Annotated in this window: 19 protein-coding genes; 3 read left to right on the top strand and 16 right to left on the bottom strand. The window is 47.4% G+C overall.

What is annotated here, in order from left to right:
* Positions 1-108: 108 nt before the first annotated feature.
* The 5 genes from TJ79_RS03695 to TJ79_RS03675 form a co-directional block, all read right to left on the bottom strand.
* Complete coding sequence (locus TJ79_RS03695) at positions 109-297, bottom strand: DUF4083 family protein (RefSeq protein WP_040948947.1); 189 nt, start codon at positions 295-297, stop codon at positions 109-111.
* Positions 298-519: 222 nt separating this feature from the next.
* The gene (locus TJ79_RS03690; RefSeq protein ID WP_040948946.1) at positions 520-1,029 is read right to left on the bottom strand and encodes a hypothetical protein; all 510 of its coding nucleotides are present in this window, start codon (positions 1,027-1,029) and stop codon (positions 520-522) included.
* Between the two features lie 237 nt (positions 1,030-1,266).
* Positions 1,267-1,632 carry a hypothetical protein gene (locus TJ79_RS03685; RefSeq protein ID WP_040948945.1) on the bottom strand — a complete coding sequence of 122 codons (366 nt, stop codon included), beginning with the start codon at positions 1,630-1,632 and terminating at the stop codon, positions 1,267-1,269.
* 328 nt (positions 1,633-1,960) lie between these two features.
* On the bottom strand, positions 1,961-2,485 hold the full coding sequence (locus TJ79_RS03680; RefSeq protein WP_040948944.1) for a cysteine hydrolase family protein: 525 nt from the start codon (positions 2,483-2,485) through the stop codon (positions 1,961-1,963).
* 2 nt (positions 2,486-2,487) lie between these two features.
* Positions 2,488-3,684 carry a macrolide family glycosyltransferase gene (locus TJ79_RS03675; RefSeq protein ID WP_040948949.1) on the bottom strand — a complete coding sequence of 399 codons (1,197 nt, stop codon included), beginning with the start codon at positions 3,682-3,684 and terminating at the stop codon, positions 2,488-2,490.
* 662 nt (positions 3,685-4,346) lie between these two features.
* On the opposite strand from TJ79_RS03675, the gene TJ79_RS03670 reads away from it, so the two are divergent.
* Complete coding sequence (locus TJ79_RS03670) at positions 4,347-4,850, top strand: hypothetical protein (protein WP_155987759.1); 504 nt, start codon at positions 4,347-4,349, stop codon at positions 4,848-4,850.
* A 58-nt stretch (positions 4,851-4,908) separates the two neighbouring features.
* On the opposite strand, the gene TJ79_RS27035 is transcribed toward TJ79_RS03670, so the two are convergent.
* The 3 genes from TJ79_RS27035 to TJ79_RS03660 form a co-directional block, all read right to left on the bottom strand.
* Positions 4,909-5,058, bottom strand: coding sequence for a hypothetical protein (locus TJ79_RS27035; protein ID WP_155987758.1), 150 nt, complete (start codon positions 5,056-5,058; stop codon positions 4,909-4,911).
* A gap of 16 nt (positions 5,059-5,074) precedes the next feature.
* On the bottom strand, positions 5,075-5,965 hold the full coding sequence (locus TJ79_RS03665; protein ID WP_040948943.1) for a hypothetical protein: 891 nt from the start codon (positions 5,963-5,965) through the stop codon (positions 5,075-5,077).
* 86 nt (positions 5,966-6,051) lie between these two features.
* Positions 6,052-7,233 carry a glycosyltransferase family 4 protein gene (locus tag TJ79_RS03660; RefSeq protein WP_040948942.1) on the bottom strand — a complete coding sequence of 394 codons (1,182 nt, stop codon included), beginning with the start codon at positions 7,231-7,233 and terminating at the stop codon, positions 6,052-6,054.
* A gap of 195 nt (positions 7,234-7,428) precedes the next feature.
* Between TJ79_RS03660 and TJ79_RS03655 the strand changes: the two genes are divergently transcribed.
* Positions 7,429-7,956, top strand: a complete 528-nt coding sequence (locus TJ79_RS03655; protein WP_040948941.1) for a phosphatase PAP2 family protein — start codon at positions 7,429-7,431, stop codon at positions 7,954-7,956.
* Between the two features lie 231 nt (positions 7,957-8,187).
* Here the strand turns inward: TJ79_RS03655 and TJ79_RS27680 are convergent, their stop codons facing one another.
* Both TJ79_RS27680 and TJ79_RS03650 read right to left on the bottom strand, forming a co-directional pair.
* A complete protein-coding gene (locus TJ79_RS27680) occupies positions 8,188-8,358 on the bottom strand; it encodes a hypothetical protein (protein ID WP_202903282.1) in 171 nt (56 codons plus the stop codon).
* A 307-nt stretch (positions 8,359-8,665) separates the two neighbouring features.
* On the bottom strand, positions 8,666-9,283 hold the full coding sequence (locus TJ79_RS03650; RefSeq protein WP_040948940.1) for a flavin reductase family protein: 618 nt from the start codon (positions 9,281-9,283) through the stop codon (positions 8,666-8,668).
* 193 nt (positions 9,284-9,476) lie between these two features.
* Here TJ79_RS03650 and TJ79_RS03645 point away from each other — a divergent pair, with 193 nt between their 5' ends.
* Positions 9,477-10,487 carry an FUSC family protein gene (locus TJ79_RS03645; RefSeq protein WP_040948939.1) on the top strand — a complete coding sequence of 337 codons (1,011 nt, stop codon included), beginning with the start codon at positions 9,477-9,479 and terminating at the stop codon, positions 10,485-10,487.
* A 110-nt stretch (positions 10,488-10,597) separates the two neighbouring features.
* On the opposite strand, the gene TJ79_RS03640 is transcribed toward TJ79_RS03645, so the two are convergent.
* From TJ79_RS03640 to TJ79_RS27500, 6 genes are all read right to left on the bottom strand, one after another.
* Positions 10,598-11,593, bottom strand: coding sequence for an ABC transporter ATP-binding protein (locus TJ79_RS03640; RefSeq protein ID WP_040948938.1), 996 nt, complete (start codon positions 11,591-11,593; stop codon positions 10,598-10,600).
* On the bottom strand, positions 11,593-12,375 hold the full coding sequence (locus TJ79_RS03635; protein WP_040948937.1) for an ABC transporter permease: 783 nt from the start codon (positions 12,373-12,375) through the stop codon (positions 11,593-11,595). Before TJ79_RS03635 ends, TJ79_RS03640 begins: the two co-directional genes overlap by 1 nt.
* 39 nt (positions 12,376-12,414) lie before the next feature.
* Positions 12,415-13,233 carry an ABC transporter permease gene (locus TJ79_RS03630; RefSeq protein ID WP_040948936.1) on the bottom strand — a complete coding sequence of 273 codons (819 nt, stop codon included), beginning with the start codon at positions 13,231-13,233 and terminating at the stop codon, positions 12,415-12,417.
* Positions 13,233-14,423 (bottom strand): serine hydrolase domain-containing protein, encoded by a 1,191-nt coding sequence (locus TJ79_RS03625; RefSeq protein WP_040948935.1) that lies wholly within the window; start codon positions 14,421-14,423, stop codon positions 13,233-13,235. Before TJ79_RS03625 ends, TJ79_RS03630 begins: the two co-directional genes overlap by 1 nt.
* A gap of 706 nt (positions 14,424-15,129) precedes the next feature.
* Positions 15,130-16,191: a glycoside hydrolase family 88/105 protein gene (locus tag TJ79_RS03615; protein WP_040948933.1), complete on the bottom strand. Its 1,062-nt coding sequence runs from the start codon at positions 16,189-16,191 to the stop codon at positions 15,130-15,132.
* An 18-nt stretch (positions 16,192-16,209) separates the two neighbouring features.
* A partial coding sequence (locus tag TJ79_RS27500; RefSeq protein WP_040948932.1) for a TolB family protein occupies positions 16,210-17,184 on the bottom strand: 975 nt, incomplete at its 5' end.

Genomic DNA, 17,184 nt, shown 5'->3' with positions numbered 1-17,184 from the left:
TGAAGTACCTGACATCTCTGAAAAACACACAGATTTCTATATTCTTTTAGTTCTATTTATTGTCTTATCCATATAGTTTTTTTTGTATTTCTTAAGTCATATTAGTTTCTAGTTTTTTTCTTCCTTTATCTCTTTTATTATAATATCCATCTTCTCTTCTAGTCTTTTTAGAGTGGATAGTTTTTCCTTGTTATTGTTAATGATTCTGATCACAAATAAAAATAAGCTAACAAAGAATAGAATAATAAGTGCTATCATAATTACCTGAAAAATTGCCGCAATCCATGAAAAAGTCATTATTCATTTCTCCTTTCTTCTGCATTTCAGGTATTTCACATAACGTTGTCGTATTCCCGAACCCGAGAGGCTTAAGCGAACGTAGTGAGCGGGTGGCTCCGCCACTTAGCCTCGCAGGGTTGTCTGCCTGATTCCGCTTCCTCGACAAACCTCGGGCAGACCAAGGAGCGTCAGCTCCGTAGCGGGAATACGGTGTTATACGAAGGAATCCACTTCCTCGACTTATCTCTCAAGATATGTCTTTACTATTAAAGTTATTGTGGCACCAAATATTGAGCTAAATGTTAGTTTAAATATTTCCCACCTAACTGTCTTTTTCTTATCCTTAATCCTTTTACCAATGACCTTATATTCAAATTCTAATAGCGCCTTCGTCTCTTTTAATCTTGTTCTGCTATATTCGTCCGGTTTGTATTGTGATATTAAGTCATCACCTACTACACCCTTGCATATATTATTTATTACTTTATATTGTTCATTTATAAATTGGCTTATGATAACTTCTAGCTCACTAAGTTCCTTCTCATTTATTGAAACTGTATTAAGTTTCTTGAACAATTCACCCAACTCTGAATTTAAAGCTAAATATCCAACTGAAATTGAGTCAAAAAAGGCGGTTGAACTTCTAGGAATACCTCGAACTCCATGCTCTTCCAACCTGTTATTCACTTCATTTATAACCCGATTAGCAATCATAGGTAATAAATCTTTTATTAGTTCACTTGCCTTCATTTAAATCACCCTCAAGTTTATCTATTGGATTCTTTCGTATAACGTTGTTGTATTCCCGAACCCGAGAGGCTTAAGGCGCATCAGCGCCGGGTGGCTTCGCCACTTAGTCTCGCAGGGTTGTCTGCCTGATCAACTTCATCGAAAAACCTCGGGCAGACCAAGGACCGTCAGGTCCGATGCGGGAATACGGTGTTAGCTGATGTTGCTGACTTCTTAGAATATTCAATCAAAACTTCTTTATTTAAGTGGTTCTCCTTGCCAGTTTACTAATGTTATATCTTTCTCCGTCGAATAACACCAATCAATAATCATTCCTACTAATCCTGGTGTTATTATATCGTCTTTCCATAAAGGGGTTAATACTCTTCTATATCCTAAATAATCACTATTTAATCCTTCAAACTCTATTCCCATAATTACAATAAACGGCTTCTTTTTCAATCTACTTACTTGTCCTAATTCATATGTAACTATAAATTTCTTATCCTCAGATAAAATATGTAATTTAACAATACCTGCGTCTTCATAATCAGGAGTTACATACCAGTAAAAAACACTATTATGACGAACCATCTTCCTTCTATACTTTGTATTAACTCCCATATGTCACCTCTTAGAGATTAGTCTTCCATCCTTACACAGCCGACATATAACATATGAAGTAAATATGATATTGATTTTCAGCAATTTCAGCTAACGTCTTATTTGCGAACTTCGTGAAAATCCTTTTTAGGTATGTATTCGCGAACTTCGTATAATATCCTTTTAATGGTATGGTTTACGAATTATGCTCTTCCACTTTTATTGTCGATTATAAGCTTCACATAACAGAAAAAGCCTGATTTCTCAGGCTCAGATTATCGAGATACCCGAGCGAATATTAACGCTTGCTTCAGGTTTCTCCGTATGGTTGGAGTTTTATGAAAATTCCTTAGAAAATAACAGAATCGGCTAGACTGACATTCGCAAATGAACGGAATTGATCATTATACTCCTTGATGATTTTGGAAGCTGTCTTGCTGTCTTGGTCATAGGTAGTGTGAGCGTCTTCGACGATGATTACGTCGTACCCCAATTGACTCGCCCGCTTGCTAGTTGCGTTTACGCACATATCGGTTTGAATGCCTGTGATCACTAGTTTACGGATTCCAAGTAACTCAAGTTTCACCTGCAAATCGGTCTCATGAAATCCATCCGGCTTAAGCTTCTGAACGACGACATCCCCCTCTTCGGGTGAAATCCTGGATTGGATCTGCCAAGCTTCACTGTGCGGGACCAGTTGCTCGCCAGGCTCTTCGTTATGCTGGATATAAATGATCGGCACCTGACTGGAACGTGCCTTCGCGATCAAGCCTTCTATCTTGTCCAATAAAAAATCTCCCTGAGACACGGGATACTCCGGCACAAACATCCCTTCCTGCACGTCAATGACTAACAATGCGGTTTGGCTTTCCATGTTCATTCTCCTTTTGTGAATTCGAAAATCTCATCGACGGCTTGGTGAGACCCGCCTGATTTTCGGAAGGATTCGCTTAAGCTTCTAGCAGCCTTTTCAAAGGACGAATGGTTGAGCACATGATCTACGGCTTCACGCACTTGATTTGCAGTCAAATTTTGCATTTGCAATATAAGGCTTGCTCCGAGTTTTGCAACTTGCCCGGCAATGACCGGCTGATCTGCGCTCTGCGGGATTACAATAAGCGGCACCCCGTAATAGAGTCCTTCATGGGCGCTGTTCATTCCGCCATGTGTAATAAATAGCTTCGTATACTGCAGGACTTCCGTCTGCGGAACATAATTTTTTACGATGATGTTGCTGGGGATTTCCCCTAATTCGGAAATTTGAGTTTTATCCCCTATAGACATGACAATCAGATGATCCGTGTTTCCTAGAGCTTCAAAACAAAGCTTATAGAAATCGATGGCCCGGTTGAAGACTGTACCCAAGGAAATATAAATAGGATTTTTCCCTTTTAGTTCAGCGAGGTCGAAAGGTTCTTGAATAGCTCGTGAACCAATAGAAGGACCAACGAATTTATAGGTTTGGGCGAATGCTTGTCCATCGGGCTGGAATTCCCTCGTTGTATAAACGATGGTAAGCGGTGCAGGATTACAAAACACCTCATATGGAGATCGAATCTCAACGCCGTATTTTTCTTTAATCATCACCGTCAGGCTTTGGAACTTATCTTTAATCGGAGTAACGGTTTCTACAGGGACGTTTACGATTGATTGGTCCACCATCTCGTTGAAAGCTGCTTCTGTCTGAGCAAATGAAGTACAAGAACTGATCGCGGGAAGCTCTAGAATCTGTGCGATTAAACGTCCGCAGCCGAACATGGAGTCATGGATAATGTACTCAAAATGCTCATCTCTTATCTGTTCTAGAACACTGGGGATAACGATATCCGCCGTTAGCAAAAGACCATTGACTCTTTCTAGGGGGTAATTTCTGCCACCAGATACAAAGGCTTTAATAAATTGCTGCCCGTCAAAAGTGCGTACCTTGGCTCCTGCCTGCTCCATCCGTTCCCGAAAAGCCTCTATGCAAAAGTACACGACCTCTTCTCCGCGCGAAACAAGCTCTTGCACAATTCCAATCGTTGGATTGATATGTCCCTCTGATCCGCCATTTATAAATAAAACCCGCGACATTTTTACCGCTCCTTCTATCGGATTCACCGCTTTTCTCGCCATCGTTTTACTTTTGCTATGGTGCCCCATGATCAGCCTTCCGTAATTGAGGCAACACCAAATCTTTCCTTTGCTTCTCGTTCTGTCGTAAAACCAGCGACAGTCCGGACATGCCTTCAATCTGTCCCAAATCCCCGTCGAGATCGCATAAATTTAACCTCATTAACATTCTCCGAAAAGATAGCCACCGTGAAAAATTTCCCTTGAAAAGAACGAACGGTTTGGTCCGTTTCCATGAAATCCTTCGGAACTCTCGTCTGATTCGGATCATCTATATATTCCGGAAATGGCGTACAATCTCGAATCTACCAAGTGCTTCTTGATGATTAGCGGAGCCCAAGTAATCGCCTACTCATTTTTACTGGTTGCCAAAATGTTCCCCTTCGCACTTTATTGTACCTTAAAAAGGTAAACCACCAAAATACTTTTGGGCGGATAATATGAACGAAAGGCACCTCGTATGTATCTGCTACGAACAAAAAAGGCAGCTCCGTTGTTGTCAACTAGTAAAGATGTGAACCCTACGGGATGCTTGTTTATTTTCTTTTCGTTACGCTCGTCCATGTATATAATTGGAAATGAACAACTTCAAATCCAAACGAATTTGTACAGGAGGATATCAGGTGTCAAATGTTATCGCAATGCTACGCGAGCAATTAGAGCTTGTCGATTTGCCTTTCACGCAAAAACCGATTCTAATTGGCGGTATGGCAATGGAGTACTACGGTATTCGCCAATCGGGCAAAGATATCGATTTGGTGATATGCGATGATGATTATCAACAATTGTCCACTTCCATGCCTGACAAAAGAAAAGATATTTACGGTGATTTAGGGATTGTGACGGGACCTTTTGAAATCTGGCGGAGTATTGCACTCTTGGATTATTCATTCTATTTAAAGGATGCCATAGATGAAGAAATCGCTTATGTCGTTTCGATTGACCGGCTGCTTTTAACGCGCGTCATCGCCATGGACGTTGAAAAGTATAGAAACGACCTCAAACTAATGACTGGCTACTATTACAAAACGTACACCAATCATCAATTTTTGCTAGAGTCCGAAAAACGCAAATCGTCCTATGCGAAAAATAACGGAATCGTCTTTGGCGGCCATTATGATGAATAACACCAAAGCGAAAGACAGCTCCCGTCATGGAGAGCTGCCTTGTTTTGCTTAGTACATATTAAAACTCGCTCAGCCCCCAGCCGATGGCGCACTTCGTCTTCCGGTTACCTGCGAAAGCGTTTGTTATCGAAGCAGAAGCAAAACAAAGCTGCCGATCCGCTAGTGGAATTCGGCAGCCTTTTTTATTTTCGGCGAGTTCCGCAACCATAGCATCAGGCAGCTTCCTAACTCAATCTCGTCTGGAGTATCCTAGCCAGTTCCTCCGCTGTATCCCAAACGATAAGAGCGATGCCCTCCATTTTCACATGAAGATTCTCGGCATCTCTACTGTTTACGGTCCAGATCACCGGTATGTTTAAACCAATAGCATAACCCGCAGCGAAATAGACCCCTTGGGATTGTCCGGTTAAGTCCGCGATCATCAGTTTGCTTTCCGCGATTTGTTCCAGGGAGTATTTGACCCGGTTATGCGGCTTCCCATGGGTAAACAGACTTGGAAGATAACCATGCTGCTCGATTTTTGGCAGCAGGCTTTCTGTCCACTCCAAACGCCAATCCTCCTCATCTCCGATAAGAACGAGACAGGGTTTAGCTCTTTTTCCGCCGGCTGCTGCAGCCGCTTGGCTCCACCCTTTTTCCGTAAGCATATAGGTCATGCCTTCCCTGATGAGCAGACGCTCGTTAATCAGCTTATCGATGATATAGACCAACTCTTGCAGATTAGGAGAATAGGTCAGATTGTAGTTCGCATTGAGTTTCGGAATAACTACCGGTTCCCCCGGACCTTCAGTATGCCTATACAAGTATTGCAAAAGACGGTTTCCTTTATCCTCAATGGTTATGGGTATGTTGGGGGATTTTGCGATGGAATCCAAATCGTTGACCGATAAGACAACCTTCTCCCCACGATCGGTCAGTTCCCGAATATAAGCTGATACGATGTGAAACAAGTCGCGCTTCTTCTGGTAAGGGAACGCATTAATCCTTTCGTAGCTGTCTCTCTGCAGATTATAAAACCCGTCGGGTGAACAGGAACAGCCTAAATATTGATCGTAATCGCCGTTTGGCTTGATGGAGACAATCTCATCGCAAAACAAACAGTGCTTCTTCAGCATGCCAACTCATCACCTCAACACTACCTTACCAGTCTTTTATGGAAAAAGTGACAAGAAGATTTTTCCTGCCAGAACTCAAATGATCCTTACACCGCTCGCATATGGAAAGAAGCGGCTTGCCCCGAAGCCGCTTCTTCCATGCTTGCCAAGAGACGCGCGAACACTTCGTCCCATGAACGGGTGCCCGCTTCGGACAAGCCGGCTGCCGCCAGTTTGGCGCGCAGCAGCGAATCTTCATACATGCGGCAGAGCGCATCAGCGAAGGAAGAGCTGCTTCCAGGCGAACATAGAAGCCCGTTCATTCCGTCTATCACCGTATCCGGAACAGCGCCTGCATCAGCTGCGATGATCGGTAGACCGCAGGCCATGGCTTCCAACACAATATTGCCGAAGGTTTCCGTCGGGGACGAGAATAATAACACATCGGAAGCAGCCATCCATTTTTGCAGCTGTATCTGCGGCAGTGCCCCTATAAAATGAACCGATGTATTTGTACGCAAAGCCAAATCCTTCAGCGCGGGCAACAATGGTCCGTCTCCGGCAACGACAAGCTTCGCTTTAGCTCCCGATAAACGCACGAACCGATTCATGGCTTCGATGGCCAACTCTGGCTGTTTTTCCTGCGCTAACCTGCCGGCATACAGCACGATGAACTGGTCTTGAGAGATGCCTGCATCGGACAAGACCGAGGCGCGGTCCACATGTGGATGAAACAGATTGCCATCTATCCCCCGGCTCCAGATTTCTAACCCTGCCCAACCATCTTTCTGGCACTCTTCCAGTACGGAGCGAGAAGGAACGTAGATCCGCCGGGCTTGCCGATGGAACCAATAGAGATATTTCCATAAAATCTTGCTCATCCATTGCAATTTGTAAAACTGTAAATACCGTGAAAAGTGGGTATGATGCGATGCGACCAGGGGAATTCCGTGTTTCAAAGCGAGGTGACGCCCCGAAATGCCTGCACCGAAAGGGGTAGCCACATGAATAACCGAAGGCTTAAAATCCAGCAGCTTCTGTTCAACGCCAACAATTTGGGGAATAGCTAATCGAACTTCGGGATAAAGAAAGAACGGAACGCTAGCGATTCGCTCATCTGCGGCACTCGTCAATACTCCCGCTTTGCCGCCTTCCGAGCTTGGTGCAAAAACCATGCAAGGAATCCCCTTGCTACGCAAATATACGATCCATCGCTCCAACGTCTTGGCTGCGCCGTTCACGTCCGGCGCGTAGGTGTCCGTAAAGAGTGCCAAACGGAAATCACTCATCCGTAAATCGCCTCCGTTTCTTTCTCCATCATAAGAAAATGAGGTTATCGGAATGTCAGAGCAGCGTTAACGTTAGTGCGAATCCGTTTTACAACCATCAACGATTGCGTTGATGCTCGGATAATATTCGAAGGTTAAGATGGGATCATATTCGAACCCCAATCGAACCCAATCCCCTGGACAGGAGTGATGAGTTTGAACCGGTTTTATTGCATGCTGCAGGAAGTGGAGAGTCCCCTTTTTTTACATGTAAATAGGCGCTGGAACTGCGGATTGCTTAGCAGGTTGTTCTATGTGTTGACCTTGCTTGGCGGCGCTTCATTTAGCCTGACCTTTTCGCTCGCCGCAGGATTGGTCGCGCCGCAACCGTGGAACATCGTCGGCTGGCAAGGACTTGCCGCAGTGGCGGTCAGCCACATTCCCGTCGCTATCGCTAAGCGCAGTATGCCGAGACTTCGGCCCCACCAAGTATTTCCCTTCGTGAATACTCAAAGACGGCCGCTTCAGGACTCGTCTTTTCCGTCCGGACATACGACTGCCGCCTTTGCGATGATGACGCCCTGGATGCATGCACTCCCCGCGTTTGTTCCGATCCTGCTGCCAATTGCCGTTGGCGTCGGGCTTTCCCGGATTTACTTCGGATTGCATTTCCCTTCCGACTGCGTGGCCGGCGCTTTGTTGGGCAGTTCCATTGCTCTTCTGCTCACCCACTGGATTGTGTGATCTCATTCCCGCGGTAGTTCCTCCTCTAATGAAGAAAAGGAATGGTGATTAAATCTTCAACATTCGGTTGGATACATGATGCTGAAATAATGATCGTAAAAAAGATAGGGCACGCATCGTTTAGATGTGTGCCCTCTTGCGCATTTCCATTCAGTGGCTCAACTTGATGTACAATAGCGGTTTGCCCGACTCTATCATAGTAGGGGAGATAACAGGATCGATTTCCGCAAGTTACCCGCGGCCACCGCCAAGGGCGTAATAAATAACATAGAGCCAACTCAAAATCCCATGGATGATCGCCCAAATAATCGATTTATTAACGCTCCAGGAAATCGCAATAGCCAACGCCGTACCAAACGATATGCCGGTTTTCACCGTACTCTTCACTCGATTGTTGCTCATCCGCTTTCACTCTCCAATAATGATTTTTACATTTTAAAAGAGGGGGTTTCCATTATTGTTCTACCTATGAGCGAAAATAAGAATCGTTTGTCTAATGGATTCATATTACCCTTCTGGAAAAATATTCACAACGGAAACTTCGCTGTGGCATCTTACCTACGATAGGGACTTCCCGGTTGACCCAGTGGAGGCACGAGTGAAGCGGAACACGTACCCAAAAAAGCTTACTCGGTTTTTTGATGGAATCGTATTTGTTAACCCACTTTTTCAGTGTTCAATACGTCTTGCGTCACAAGCTGATCGTTAATTATGGCCGCTCCAGTTCAAACCTCTCGCCTAAGCGCGCGTATTCGTTCCCCGCCAATCTGCTGATCGGCTTCAATTGATCCGTCAAAACATACCCTTTATCGCTATCGTACACGCGCTCGTCAACATGATAATAGACGACACGTACGAGAAATAAATCTGTTGTCGTCTCACCCAAGTCATTCTCTATCGTGATATGGCGATCCAACCGTCCTTCCAACCTGACAAGGGCCTCAGCGATTCCCGGCACTTTGACGAGCTTACTGGATATGGTCGTAAGCCTGGTGAGTTCCAGCTCGCTTTGGTCTGCCATAAGCGAAGAGGCTGTTCGATTCATATCCTCAGCGATCCTCTCATCGCATAGATGAACGACAATCTCTCTGTTATGCAAGAGATTCCTCGCCGTATCCTTCGGCTCACCGTTTCTTCTCCCGATGGAAAGGGACAAAATCGGAGGTTCAGAACTGGCGACGTTAAAATAGCTGAAAGGCGCTGCATTCACGACTCCGTTCACGCTGGAAAGAGTCGTTACGAATGCAATCGGACGTGGAACGATGAGCCCTGACAAAAGCTTGTAATTTCCTTTAGAGCTTATGGTATTCGGGTGAAATTCAAGCATGGAATGTCATCTCCCTTCATGGATCTTGATAATAGCATAAGACAAAATCTCCAATATGATAAGCAAGAGTATACCGAATTCGGACCGGAAGAGGAATAAATGAAAATCGACGAAATCATACTATCTGAAAAACAACACTTAATCTGCACATGATTTCACCGTCGGATACGATCCGCAATGAGGATGAACCTATATGAAAACCAAACAAATTGCTTTCCTCTATACGAATGCCATTGTGTGGAAGCTCCCGGCAGCCGCGGCAATATCTTGGGCCATTGCAAAATGGGCCGGGTCCAGCCATCCCTACTTGGCGCCGCTTGCGGTTGTGCTGACGTTCCAGGTGACGATCAGCAAAACACTGCAGTATGCCTGGATGCGCGTCATCGGAACGATAGCCGGTGTTCTTTTCGCTGCCTTCATTACTCCATACATCGGTTTAAATGCATGGAGCCTAGCGCTCATGCTGCTGATTGGAACCGTCATCTCCGCACGCTTCCACCTGGATCACACGCTAATGATTCAAATCTCGTTAAGTATACTCTTAGTCATGTATTTTCAAAGCAAAATGCCTGATTATCCGATCGACCGCATCCGGGATACGTTCATCGGAGCAGCGATTGCCGTACTGGTCCAAATGCTTATCCTCCCCCCCGATTCCCTATCCACCGCTGAACGGAAGTTGAACCAGCTAGCGGATCACTTCTCCTGCCACTTTATCTCTGCCGCACAGTGGGTAGACCATGGATGTTCCAAGAACGAAGCGGTGACGTTGAAAAACGAATTGCAAGGGTTGTTCAAAGAACTTCATCAAGCAACCATGGAACTGGATAAAAGCAACAAAAGCTTAAAGTACAACGCCTTGGCAAAGGACAAAAACAACCTTTTGCAGGAAATGACCCGTCGGTTGAATCAGCTTCGGCTCGGCTATGCCAATCTTTCGGATATGGTCCGGGTGTTGGAACGGTGGTCCGGAAGCGGATCGATGACGAAAGCGGATCGTTCCCAATGGGCGGATTATTTATCTCGTTTCGCCGCATTCATGAAGGAATGGAAACAAACATCGGATGTATCGAATCCATCTGCCCAAACAAGATCAGCTATTTTGCAAATAAAAGCTCCACCCTCCCTCGAGCAGGAAAAATACCGGTTAGCCTTATATACGAGCGCCGAACAAATCATTCACGACTTCCTTTGGGAAGGATGAAACCAGATTTTGTCGAAGTCCTGCCCGGTTGTTTCATGTTCTGCAAGCTTGCAAAAGACAACCATTAAACAAATGGTTGTCTTTAGTCGCCTTACCCTATAGAGCACTCTTTATAGTCCGACGTTCTCATTCTCGTAAATATTCATGATGATCTGCTGCATGGGCAGTTCCTTGACCGAAATATCCGAGAACTTATGGTTCCTTGAAATGTCTTCAATAAAATCGCTGATTGAAATTTGCGCAGTATCCACTTCGAGCATAATCTCGAAATCGGACAACCGCTCGATAACCCGGGTGTAGGCATTTTCGAAGCTGCTCTTCGCTATCGGTTCAATAAAAGAAAAACGGATCCTCTTCTTCTCCCCGAGAAAAAGCTTCAGCCGGTTCAGCGAATCATCGAATACTTTCTCACCATGATTGATGACAATGACCCGCTGCGCAAGCTCCTCGACATCCTCTAAATCATGGGTAGTCAGAATGCAAGTCATATTTTGCTTGTTCATCTGACGAACGAATTCGCGGATTTTTACCTTCGCGATCACGTCGAGCCCGATGGTCGGCTCATCCAGAAATAAAATATCCGGCCGATGCAGCATGGCCATCACGAATTCGCATTTCATCCGCTCACCAAGGGAAAGTACCCTCGTCGGTTTTTCCATGACACTCTCGATATCCAGATGATGCGCAAGCTCCTCCAGGCGGAATTTAAAATCTTGATCCGTGATCCCATAGATGGCTTTGTTCATTTTAAAGCTATCGATGGGGGGAATATCCCAGATCAACTGCGACTTCTGGCCAAAAACGGCACCGATTCGGCTGACATAGCGCTTCCTGTCTCTGGCAGGCGTGAAATCGAGGATTCGAATGTCTCCGCTCGAAGGGTAAAGGGCACCGCAGAGCATTTTGATCGTCGTTGATTTTCCCGCCCCGTTCGGTCCCAGAATCCCGCAGATTTCGCCCGGTTCGATGGAAAAGCTGATATTGTTAACCGCATTAACGATAACCTCTTCGCGGCTAAAAAAGCTTTTGACGGTCTGACTGAGTCCTCCGCCCCGTTTATAGGTCTTGTATGTCTTTGTCAGATTATTCACGTCGATAACCGGCATCACCCGCCAACCCCCTCATACAATCTGATCATATGCCGGTATAGCCGCACACCCGCAGCCAAAAATAAAAGACAAGGAATCACAGCCGCGAAGTCGATGGGATGAATCCGGCCGAGCAGCGCGGATGCCGGAAAGAACCCGACCATGCCGACCGGAATTAAGATGGCCGCTATCGCTTGTACCGCTTTCGGAAAGATGGACAGCGGATATTTGCCGAAAAGAAGCACGCTGTCGGCAATTTCGGGGATGCGCGAATTTCCCACCCATTTGAATGACATGGCTGCCATCATAAGCGATAATCCTGCCATGACCGCGGTCCCCGCCAAGAATAGCAAGAGGAACTGAAGCCAGGAAAGGAAAGTGATAGCGCCGACATGCGCAACCGATACGATAAAGAGCAATAATCCGCCCATAAACAACCCGGCACTTTCGGGAGAAAAGGTTGTCGCAATCATAAAGAAGAGCGGATTCAGAGGCTTTAGCAAGACAACCTCAAAGCTGCCCTCGCGGATGTGCGACATGGTTCTCCAGAGAACACCTCCAAAGATTAAATGGGCAAGTCCGCTAGACATCGTAAATACGGATTGAATCAACAGGACCTCATAAAAGTCCCAATCCGGAAAACTCGCGCCTGCCCGATATATCAACAGGGTCACAAGGGGAAACAAGATATTGCTGACCAGCGTAATGATGCTGTTCGTCAAAAAGTCCATCCGATAGGCGGATGCTTCCAATAACGCGGAATAGATGCATTGCCTGTAAATATTCAAATACCGTTTCATTTCAGCATGTATCCTTTCAAAGTACCCGACACCGCGCACTTAAGCGCCGACAGCCGTAAATTGTTTCATGGCCAGCCGGTAAATAAGCGAGTTTAGAGCAAAGATCACCAATACCGCAACCCCCTGGACGGCCACGATTTGTTCGATGTTCATGTTTATTCCACCAAGGGAATAATGGCCGGTGAAAACCATTGCGGGCACATACGTGATGTACTGAAACGGGAGGAAGAACTGAGTGATCTGCAACCAGTGCGGAAAAAAGTCTAGTGGAATGAGAGCACCCGAAAATATACCGGATACCATGAGAAAAGCGCTTCTGATCCCGTTTGACTGAACAAGCCAAAACGAGGTTAGGCCAATGGTGTAGTTGACGTAGAAATTCATGAGAAACGCCAGCACAACCGACAGCACCGTCCATCCAACGTTTGCAGGCCGCATGTCGATACGAAAAATGAAAACGAAGATCAATAGACACGGAAGAAATTCAAATAGCAAGCCCAGCAATCGGTGCCCGATTTTCTGGGATAACGCAAACGTGCGGTGGTGGATTGGGCGCAGGTGAAACGTAAGAAACTTTCCGGTTCGCACGAGCATGGATAAATTCCAATCAGCAAAATCCATGATCAGATAACCGATAAGCGCGGTGGCGCCGAAATATCGGATCATCCGGGAAAGCTCGATTCCTGCAAGAGAGGCATGGTCACCGTATATCGCGGTCCAAATAAAATACTGTACGATAAAATAGACAGGCCCGACGAGTATGGAAACCATGGAATGCGTCCGGTATGCGCTCCACTCCTTGTAAGTCACTTCCGCCACCGCGCGGAATATGTTCAGTTTATTTTTTAACCCACTCATCAGATGAGCCCTGACCAAATAATGTTGATCGCGTCATACAGCCCTTCTGCATACCAATTGTCACCGACGTAGGGTACAAACCATACGGCAGCAAGCTGTTCCGTTGGATCGATGACCATCGAGCAAGCCCCTGCGCCTTCGTGGTGGAAGGTCGTTGGCGAATAAAAGAACGCTGAGCCTGTCCGCATATCAAAACCGATGCCATGGCTTCTGTCACTTACGTTCGAGCCCCAACAATGATCGGGTACCCCATACAGCGTGCGGGTCGTCATTTTTTCCACCGTTTTCCGGCCGAGAATGCGGATATCGCCCAGCCTACCCTTGCCGAGCATCATATTGGCGAACTTCAAAAGATCAGCGGGAGTAGATTTCAAGCCGCCGCCGGTGTTGGAAACCAAACTCCAGAGATGGTCATGGGGATTTGGGGCTTCGGGTTGATCGCCATGGATGATCGCGTTCAAGTACTTCTCATGCTTCTCGTTTCTGACGATAGCACGTTTTGCGGTTTCAGGATTCAGCTCGAAAGCCGTGTCGTTCATGCCAAGAGGCTTTAATATATTCTCATCTATGTATTGCTCGGCGCGCATCCCGGTTACTTTTTTGATGACCTCTCCGAGGATACAGAATCCGAAAGAGCAATACTGCCATTCCTCGCCCGTTTTTTTGCTCATTCCTGCGCTCAAGGCGGCTTTAATCCAATCCGGCTCTCCGCTGGCGGGATCATATTTTTCAAAATATTCATCAATCAATTGCCAATAGGAACGGTAGTAAGGCTTATTCTCGCAATCGGGATACATGCCGGAGGTATGCGTCAGCAGGCTGTAGATATCAATCGTATTGAAAGGTTCCGCATCAAACTGCTTTAGGATCGTGCCAACCTTGACATCAAGCCGGAGAAGCCCGTCTTCCACCAGCTTCATAATCGCGACAGAAGTGATGACTTTGGTAATGGAAGCGATTCCATGAATAGTTGTAGGCAGCAGAGGTTCCGTTTCGTTTTCCTTGTAGGTTAGCGGGCCTACAGCTCCGTGCATAAAGGTTTTTCCGTACCGGGAAACGCAGTATGACGCGGATTGAAGCTGTTTCTTATCGATCATCCTCTGAAAATGCGTGTGCAGAACATCAATTCTCGATGCGTCGTAACCCACCTCTTCCGGCGAGCATTCGGTTATGCCTTTGGTGTATAACATATGAACCTCCTCAAGTCATTTCATATTCCCTTCCAACCTTTCCTAATCCATTTTATTCCTTACCAAATGCAACCTCAATGGAAAATTTACTTATATTAAATTTCGATAGTACGAAAAAGACACCTAAAAGTGATCTTCACTTTCAAGTGCCTTTGATCGATTAAAATAGACAATGGGAGTTCCTTTCCTCCCTATGCCATATAACCTTTACACCGCCTGCTCATGCAATGGATCGGCATGCTCAGACGATGCTTCTTCCATGCTTGCCAAAAGCCGCGCGAACACTTCGTCCCAAGACAGGGTGCCCGCCTCGTACAAGCCGATTGTTGCCAGTTGGGTGCGAAGCAGCGGATCGGTATGTACCGGTTTTATTGCGCTAGTGGTTCCTGTCGCTTTTTTTCGATTTGCGATAGATCGGATATCGTTTTACTTCTTTGAACATTAAAGGGGCCTTACTGGATCGCTTCTTATCCGAGCATGCTTCGCACATGGTTTTTGTCGCAAGTTTATCATCGCCGCAATAGATGCATACCCCTAGTGTCTTCCGCTTTTCCCGCAATGCCCGCATTGCCGCGGCAGCTGTTTGTATCGTCATGGTGTCATTTCCCTCATCGTCAATAGTTAACCCTTATATCGTAATCCAAACCCGGTACAGCTTCAAGTCTATCAGCCGGACTGATCGATCGTGATTTTATGTGTCTACCAATTATTGACGGCATGAGCGATTGCCAATCCCTTGGACGATCGCTTCCGATATCAGCATCAGCATGAGTCCTTGCCCGTAAAGCGTCGGAATGCGCGGGATTTGGTTATAGGCTTCAATGCTCTCCATAACCGGCGTTCCGCCAGACACCTCAGCAACTGTACCGTCTTCACTAACATAAGAAAGCATAGCATGCAGCGCCCGTTCGGCAGCCATCTTATACTCCGCCCGCTCCGGAAGCCAGCCGCCGGCCATCGCCTTCAAATAACCGTACCCGATACCGGCGCTTCCGGAAACCTCACGGTAGAATTCTGGTCGGTCCATAACCGTGCTCCATAACCCGTCTACCTGCTGATAACGAAGCAGCCCCTCCATCAACGCTTTATACCGTACGCTTAGTTCATCGGCCAATGAGACTAGGCGGGTCGTTTCGTTCAGAATCATCGGCACGCCAGCCGCGACCCATGCGTTGGCTCTTGTCCATCGCGCCGCGGACATGTGATCGCGGGAAGCGCAGTTCCAACCGTGGAATAGAACGCCGCTAACCGGGTCCTGTAACAAGCGTAAATGCAGGACGACCTGCCGCTGTGCTTGTTCCGCCAGCTCTCGATCTTCCAGCAGCGACGCCGTTCGGGCGAGGAAGAGCACGGCCATGAACACCGTGTCGGCCCATACCTGCTCTGGAAATGAGGCATTCTCAGTAACTGTATGCTCCAGGGCGTCCTCCCTCGTCCGCGGCGCATCCCGGACAAGCCATTCTGCGGCACGACTTGCGACCTTGCGGTAGTTATGCCCGCCGTCCTCTCGAGCCAGCGCAGGGAAAATGGCGAAGGGCGCCGTAGCATTGACCGTTTTCGCCTTGAAAGCCTTCTCTCCGTTCTGTTCGGCCCATTTGTGCAAATATGCCTTCACTGCCTCTTGCCGGTGGGAATCGGCATACTCCTGCATGGCGATTAGCCCGACGCCGGGCACCCAATCCCAATCTTGAAGGTTCATCCCCCAATTGCCCGAACGGTCATCGATCATGCGCGTCCAGATGCGCCACGCGACTTCCTGCAGCTCCATCTTCCTCTTCCTCTCCGTTTATTGTTCCAAAATTTGTGCAAGATCAATGACGCCGACCCGAAGCCGATCGTTCGAATCGGCGTAGGTAAACGAAATTTTCCGGCTGTCGGGACTGAAGGACGGGTGCGGGTGTCCGGGATGATGAGGCCATTTATGAATATGGCACAACAGGCGCGACGTCCGGGCATGCAAGTCGATCAGCACGATCTCGCTTCCCAAGCCGGGATCGAGCAGCGTGTCCGCAACGGCGTATCGGCCGTCGGGGCTGGGACAGACGTGCCAATAACGGTAGTCTCCGTTCACCCATTCGGCCTCCCCGCCGTGCCGGGAGACTCTACATACGCCGCGAGGCGTCATCGGACTGCTCGGATATTGAACGAAGATGAGCCATTCCCCGCAATACGACCACACTTCGTGACCCACGTATTCGCCGTGTTCCCCGCTGGCCAGCCGCTTCTGCCGGTACAGATTGAAGGCTTCTCCCGTCTCGGTATCGACAGACCAGATCCGGTCGGGTATCCGGTCGGTGCTTCCTTCGTGGGCGTAAAACAGTTGGCGCGGATGAACCGGATTGACCATCGCGTGATTCGCCATTGGATAAGGCTCCGCGAAATCGGGCCGAATGACGGCGCGCACCTCGCCAGATTCGGCATCGGCCTTGCCGATTGCGTATCGCCCGTCTTCGCTCCAATACACGCCAAGCGTCCGTCCGTCGCCGCTAATCGAGAGGGGCCCCAGGAAGGCGAAACCGTCCGGTTGTTCGGCAAGAAGCGCAGATCGGCCGCTGCGCAGATCAATGGTGAGAAGACGCGCGCCTTCCGCATAGATGAGCCTGTCGTCAGGCGAGACCAAATAAAGAAAATAATTAACGTCATTTATAATTGGTACGCTGGCGCCTGTCTCGAGATCGAACGACGCTATCATACACCGCTCAGTCTGCCGATCCAGGTCGGCTGCAACGATCAGCTGCCGGCTGTCCGGGCGCCAAGTCAT

Source organism: Gorillibacterium massiliense (assembly GCF_000455485.1).
Taxonomy (GTDB): Bacteria; Bacillota; Bacilli; order Paenibacillales; family NBRC-103111; genus Gorillibacterium; species Gorillibacterium massiliense.
Note: the sequence above shows the minus strand (reverse complement) of the source record. Positions and strands in the feature narration are given on the sequence as shown.